Source organism: Salmonella sp. SAL00653 (genome assembly GCF_046552515.1).
In the GTDB taxonomy this organism is placed as follows: Bacteria; Pseudomonadota; Gammaproteobacteria; order Enterobacterales; family Enterobacteriaceae; genus Salmonella; species Salmonella enterica.
This window is the reverse complement of sequence record NZ_JBGDTY010000035.1, coordinates 1-5,265: the sequence shown is the minus strand read 5'-3', so window position 1 is coordinate 5,265 and position 5,265 is coordinate 1. Positions and strand designations below refer to the sequence as shown.

Sequence of the window (5,265 nt, the reverse complement as noted above, 5' to 3'; positions counted from 1 at the left end):
TTGCTCATCGTTTTCTCCAGTGGCCCCGCAGCGGGCCATCGCTAATATTCAGTTTGCCTGTGCTGGCAGATTTCTAAGTTTCCGGACGCCGATCATTGCGGTGGCTACGTAGCTGGTGGCCCGGTTAACTACTTCAACAGGCACCTTTACGCCATCCACTACAACGGTGTAATTGGTAACGTGCTTTTGTCTGCCGTAATCGCCGAACTTTTCATGATGCGCCGCCAGTGCAACATCACATGCGCGACGGCCCAATGGCGATTGCTTACTGCGATTTATAAGGCGCATAAAACCTCCTCAGGCGGGAGGGCGTAACCCCTCCCGATGCAATTAGCCGATGTATTCCGGTTTCATATCGTCCAGGGTGACGCGGTACTTATCGTGCAGTTCGTCGCCAAGATGACGTTTAGCAGCGCCAAGCGTGCTTTCAGCTTTAGCAAACATCTCTGCGGCTTCCGGTTCGCCAGGGTTTGGAATTGAGTTGATCACTGCCTCGACTTTGTTCTGTGCATCGACCTGGTAATAGCGCTTCACTGCTTTGTTTTTTAATTCGGTGAACAGCGCAGTACCCAGCAACGCTTTCTGTGATTCGATATCCGCACGGATTGCTTTTGCCTGATCAACGGAACTTGCTGTATCAATGCGTTCGCGAAGATCGTCGGCAACAGCATCAACGTTAGCTGCCGACTCCTGCGCGCTGGTCCTGGTGCTAACCTCGCTGGTGATTTCCTGTACGCTCATGCGCTGGACTGGAGCAGGGTTAATCTCGCGTTCTTCTCGTTGCTCAACCTCATCAGGGCTGTACACGCCGAGGATCACTTCCGGGCAGTACAGGCGAGCCCAATATTTAACGCCCAGATAGGCAATTTGCTGTTTAGGGTTTGAAACCCATAGCGGAGAATTGCGGGTAACAACGCCGGAGAGGTAAAGAGGTTCTCCCCAGGTGATTTCAGATTCACCTCGCAGAATGGCACCAACCTGAACGAACAGGCCGATCTCGTCCTCATCTGTCCAGCCACGAACGCGCTCAGTGACGGTGTACTTCCCATTTTTACCGTTTTTATCGCGTGTGATTTCCTGTGTCCTGGTGCAGCGCTCCCAGTCACCCCCATAGCGGTAATGAAAACGGCCATGAATGGCACTGGAGCTTGCGATTACTGCGTTGACCAGTTGTGCCTCGTAACCAAGAACACCGTTAACCAGGTGTGTTTTCTGCGCCACAGCGTAAGGGTTCATGCCCCATTGCATAGCCTGCATGACGATAGCCATACAGTCGGCTGGTTTCCCTGCAAGGTGTGCCGGTACCGTCACCTGTGAGTCTGCCATCAGGTTAGCGAAAGCTGTTAACTGACCCAGTGCCTGAACGTTAAAAATTGCGTTACTGGCAGAAATGGTGTTTGGTGCCTGCTGCTCAGTGGTAACAATATTTGTGTTTTCCATGATTTTCCCCTTATGCCTGTACGCGCAACGCTTCAAGGCGGCGCACATCAAAATCGTTCAGTTCGTCGGTGTAGTCTTCTGTGATAGGCGCTGACCATTCACCAGTGTCGAAGCCGTTTGCTATCTCTCGCATTGTTTTGCGGTATTCCAGCATGCCAAGTTCCAGCAACTCGGTAGACGCCTCAATGATGGCGACCCAGTGGTAGTTCTCGTCTTTGTTGACGAAAATCCAGAAAAACTGGTCCAGCGCCGCAGTTTCGCAGTACATGGCCGCGCTCAGGTGATAGTCCCGATCGATGATTTCCCGGTGCAACTTCGCACGCAGGCCTTCCTGCTTGATGTTCCACATGCTGATAGTTTTCAGGTCGGCGCCAATGCGCAGGCCGCCCATATCGAGCTCAAGGTCAGGGCGTACCCGAACTTCCAACCCGGTTTCCTCATCAATCCCAAAATAGCTAACCTCGACAGCGCGGCTTGGGTGAGTCAGCAATTTGCCGGCGGTCGGGTGCTCCAGCAGGGCTTTCTGAATGTTCAGCGCGGTGCTGAGCTGTTGGCGGGTGACCAGCACTTTCCCTTCGGTGTTCTCCCGCCACGCATCCAGCAATTCGTCGGCGAATACCACTGCCGGGTTGACTGATTTCACGGCCTGAATCAGATCGGCCTTCGTGCCAGAGACTTTCAACGGCGACGATTTTTGCGCTTCCTGAGCGACCAGGTCAGGGTTGATTATTGCCAGTTGCTCCAGCAGCGCGTCACGGCTGCCGCTGGTTTTAACCGGCGCGGGCAGGGTGGCGTTGTACTCTTTGATGCAGGCTTTCATCGCCGTGGCTGTATGTTTGGTGCCGTTTTCAATGCGCTGGAATTCTTCGGGAAGCTGCTCATACGATGCATAGGTTTCATCTACCGAAGCTCCAAGCGGCATCTGCGACGGCAGGGTGGCGTTGTACTCTTCCAGCAGCGCTTTGATATCGTCAGCACTCAGCAGCGCTGGCAGGCTGGCGTTGTGCGCGTCGATGAACTCGCGCAGGGTGGCGGTGGTGGTGAAAGCACCCTCAGGGATCTCCGGCTCTACGCTGAACTCCGCTTCGAGGTTTTCCGGCTGTAGAGCCAGAACATGTACCAGGTTGCCCATATCAAGCACTGGAGAGCGCTCTTTGACGATAGTCTTCTCTACGTGACGCGCGTTAAAGTACATCAGCGACACGCGAGCATCTTTCACCTGAGTTGAGCTGATCCCGTTGGCGGCGTGGTAAACCTCGTTTGGTACACCTTCATAGCGGCCCGGCTCGAAGTATTCCGGCCAGGCTGCTTCTGGCTCTTCTTGTTGCGATTCCGGTACGTTTTGTTGCGCCTCAGGTTCAGATTGGCTCACAGAATCGTTGTTCTGGTGCGTCTCAGCCTGATTCTGGTTCTCTACGGTAACTGCTTCTTTACCAGTACCCAGATCGCCTTCGCCTGCCTGCACCGCATCACCAGCCTGTTTTTCATCACTGTCAGCTTTTTGAACCTGCACATTGCTGGTGGTCTCCGGATTCGTTTCTGTGCCATGAGTTGATGAGTTCTGCATTAAAGCGGACACGTCGAAAATACCGTTGCCAACATTTTTAACCAGTTCAGGTTCGGTGGTCGGCTGGCTTGTCCCGGTCTTCACCCATTTTGGGTCGTTCGGGTCGCTGATGCCTTCCACATATTCACCGCGCGCGGCGGCAAGCTGTCGGTTGGCTTCTTCTACCGCGTCTTTTTCCGGAGTGTGTCGGGCAGCCGTGAGAGCTTCCTCGGTGGGGTTCTCGTGATCAGTCTCCGTTAAGTTGGCGTTGATATACCCCTGAAGGCGTCCGGGGTAGTGATAAAACTCAGGGTGTGCGCTTCGGATCAGCGCGAAAATAGCGGCGCGGGAATAATCCAGGATACCGGGCGTTGCGCGAAGTGCTGCGGACCATTCTTTGAACGGACTTTCCTTTTTCTTTACGATTTCTTTTGCGCGACGGTAAACGCTGCCAGGTAGCTCATAGATATTAAAGTCCATAGGCAAAGTGGCCATTGCAATCTCTACGTCCAGAGTATCGAGAGTATGTTCGTAATCAGGGTTACGGTCAGTCTTATTGCCACCGCCAGCGTTGGCGCCGCTTTCAGTGCGTTGAATAGCCGATACACGGTTGCCTTTCGCCCACTCCTTAACGAGCAAACCGCGATCGATATGCTCCGTCTCGAACCATGTTTTAAGGAACTGGATAACAGTCTCCAGTTCAGGAGTTTTTCCATCGACAGGGAATATTTTTTTAACGGCATTCACTATTTTGTGAATGTCATGTTCAATGGCTTTCTTGAACGCTTCAACATTCTCGGCGGCAAGCAGCAGGTTCTGGACATATGAATTATCGGTGTCCATTTCGAGACGCAGAATTTCTTTTTTCTGGGAGGCGTCGACGTGATAAAGATACTCACCTTCACCTATGTACTGAGCAAGAACGCGGTGACGGAGAGGCATAGTTGCGACAACAGTCAGCTCGGGGGCTGGGGCTGTTGCCTGGGCAGGGCTGTTGCTTTCGTTACCAAAATTTTCGGTGTGGTCTTCCAGCACTTCGCCTGTTTCGGTATCAACACCATCGACGATATGCTGGCGCGCCGCGGCGGCGGCTTCAGATGATGGCAGGGTGACGCCGGGGATTTGCGTCCAGGTCATATTGTCTTTAGCGAGTTGATAGTAATCGCAGAAAGTGAGGCTCAGTTCGCCTTCCGGCGGCAGCTCGTTAACGACAGGGAAATTAGTAGCGACAGCTTTGAAGTAATCTTTCAGCTTCGCACCGGATTTAATCAGAAGATAATCTAGTGTTGCATTTGCCGCTTCAAAATCATCACTGCACCAGAGTACAGCGTCTTTCTGGCCTGATGATTTCTTTGCTTTGCGGACTAAAAATACAGGATTAGTTCCACTCATTGTTTTGTCCTCAATTCGTGTAGAATGGAGGTGCCTTAACAGCACCCCGATATATCTGGTTGTTAGGTCCGGTTCGCTTTGGTCGGTTGGACCGGACAGGGCACGCCCGCTTCGGTGGGCGTTTTCTTAATGGATGGTCTGATAAAATTTTTCTGAGTAATCAAGCTTGTAACTTCGGTAATTACCAAACCCTGCTTGTTCTCCATCACTTACCTTGACTGTGAGCAGCGAAATGGCTTTTACAGCACAATGAGGACAGTCGAACTTTCCGAGTACATATCCACCGTCGAGAATCACAGTGGTTTCGCCAGTTGAATTTGAGTGAATAACGCCTGAGACTTTCTTTTCGCAATTGAATAAAGCAATGCTCTTATTAACTGCTTTCAGGTTCATTTCTATTTTTACGATTTCCATAATTTCTCCAGTCTTAAATTCAGGGTGTAGGAAGCCACGCCAAATTAATGGCGAATTTTTCATTTCATATTTCGGAACTACTATTTAACTTTCGTGCGCCATCTGGTCGTATTCAGCGCACTGCCTGGAACAATATTCCTTTTCTTTGCGCGCCAGTTGCGAGCCGTTGAGATAGAGAAGGGTGTTTTTTACTTCTTTGCCTTCATCAATGGATTTGCGGCAGTAACCGCATTGTTTAAGCATCCGGATCTCCTTTCTGCGCCAGCAGGTAGCAGAGGCGGCGGATTAAAACCTCAATCCGGTTGAGCGGGACGGCCTGCTGTCGAGCTGGTTTACGTGCGAAATCAATCATTCTCACCCTCGTTTGCCTTATCGCCGGCCAGCGGAACGTTTATCACCTGCTGCGCGTTAACCTTGCCATCTCATTCCGGTCTTCGTATGCCCCGGGCGGCTACTTCGTGGGCGTCCTGCCT

The 5,265-nt window shown here is 51.9% G+C and carries 5 protein-coding genes and 1 pseudogene; all 6 read right to left on the bottom strand.

Annotation, left to right across the window (positions count from 1 at the left end; genetic code table 11):
• Positions 1 to 48 precede the first annotated feature (48 nt).
• Positions 49 to 288 carry a DUF4060 family protein gene (locus ACLJRU_RS23150; RefSeq protein WP_001237031.1) on the bottom strand — a complete coding sequence of 80 codons (240 nt, stop codon included), beginning with the start codon at positions 286 to 288 and terminating at the stop codon, positions 49 to 51.
• A 42-nt stretch (positions 289 to 330) separates the two neighbouring features.
• On the bottom strand, positions 331 to 1,488 hold the full coding sequence (locus tag ACLJRU_RS23145) for a RecT family recombinase (RefSeq protein WP_001539618.1): 1,158 nt from the start codon (positions 1,486 to 1,488) through the stop codon (positions 331 to 333).
• Positions 1,451 to 4,378: a RecE family exodeoxyribonuclease gene (locus tag ACLJRU_RS23140; RefSeq protein WP_001540692.1), complete on the bottom strand. Its 2,928-nt coding sequence runs from the start codon at positions 4,376 to 4,378 to the stop codon at positions 1,451 to 1,453. Before ACLJRU_RS23140 ends, ACLJRU_RS23145 begins: the two co-directional genes overlap by 38 nt.
• Positions 4,379 to 4,504: 126 nt before the next feature.
• Complete coding sequence (locus tag ACLJRU_RS23135) at positions 4,505 to 4,855, bottom strand: hypothetical protein (RefSeq protein WP_001539619.1); 351 nt, start codon at positions 4,853 to 4,855, stop codon at positions 4,505 to 4,507.
• Positions 4,856 to 4,876: 21 nt separating this feature from the next.
• Entirely contained in the window at positions 4,877 to 5,035 is a 159-nt protein-coding gene (locus ACLJRU_RS23130) for a YdaE family protein (protein WP_000917562.1), read from the bottom strand.
• Positions 5,028 to 5,183 (bottom strand): annotated as a pseudogene (locus ACLJRU_RS23125) (hypothetical protein); the annotation flags it as partial. The gene ACLJRU_RS23130 and the pseudogene ACLJRU_RS23125, both read right to left, overlap by 8 nt.
• Positions 5,184 to 5,265: the final 82 nt, after the last annotated feature.

What these genes read in the sequence shown, in the direction of transcription:
- ACLJRU_RS23150 (WP_001237031.1), bottom strand. Translation starts at nt 288, where the DNA reads ATGCGCCTTATAAATCGCAGTAAGCAATCGCCATTGGGCCGTCGCGCA.
- ACLJRU_RS23145 (WP_001539618.1), bottom strand. Translation starts at nt 1,488, where the DNA reads ATGTGCGCCGCCTTGAAGCGTTGCGCGTACAGGCATAAGGGGAAAATC.
- ACLJRU_RS23140 (WP_001540692.1), bottom strand. Translation starts at nt 4,378, where the DNA reads ATGAGTGGAACTAATCCTGTATTTTTAGTCCGCAAAGCAAAGAAATCA.
- ACLJRU_RS23135 (WP_001539619.1), bottom strand. Translation starts at nt 4,855, where the DNA reads ATGAAAAATTCGCCATTAATTTGGCGTGGCTTCCTACACCCTGAATTT.
- ACLJRU_RS23130 (WP_000917562.1), bottom strand. Translation starts at nt 5,035, where the DNA reads ATGCTTAAACAATGCGGTTACTGCCGCAAATCCATTGATGAAGGCAAA.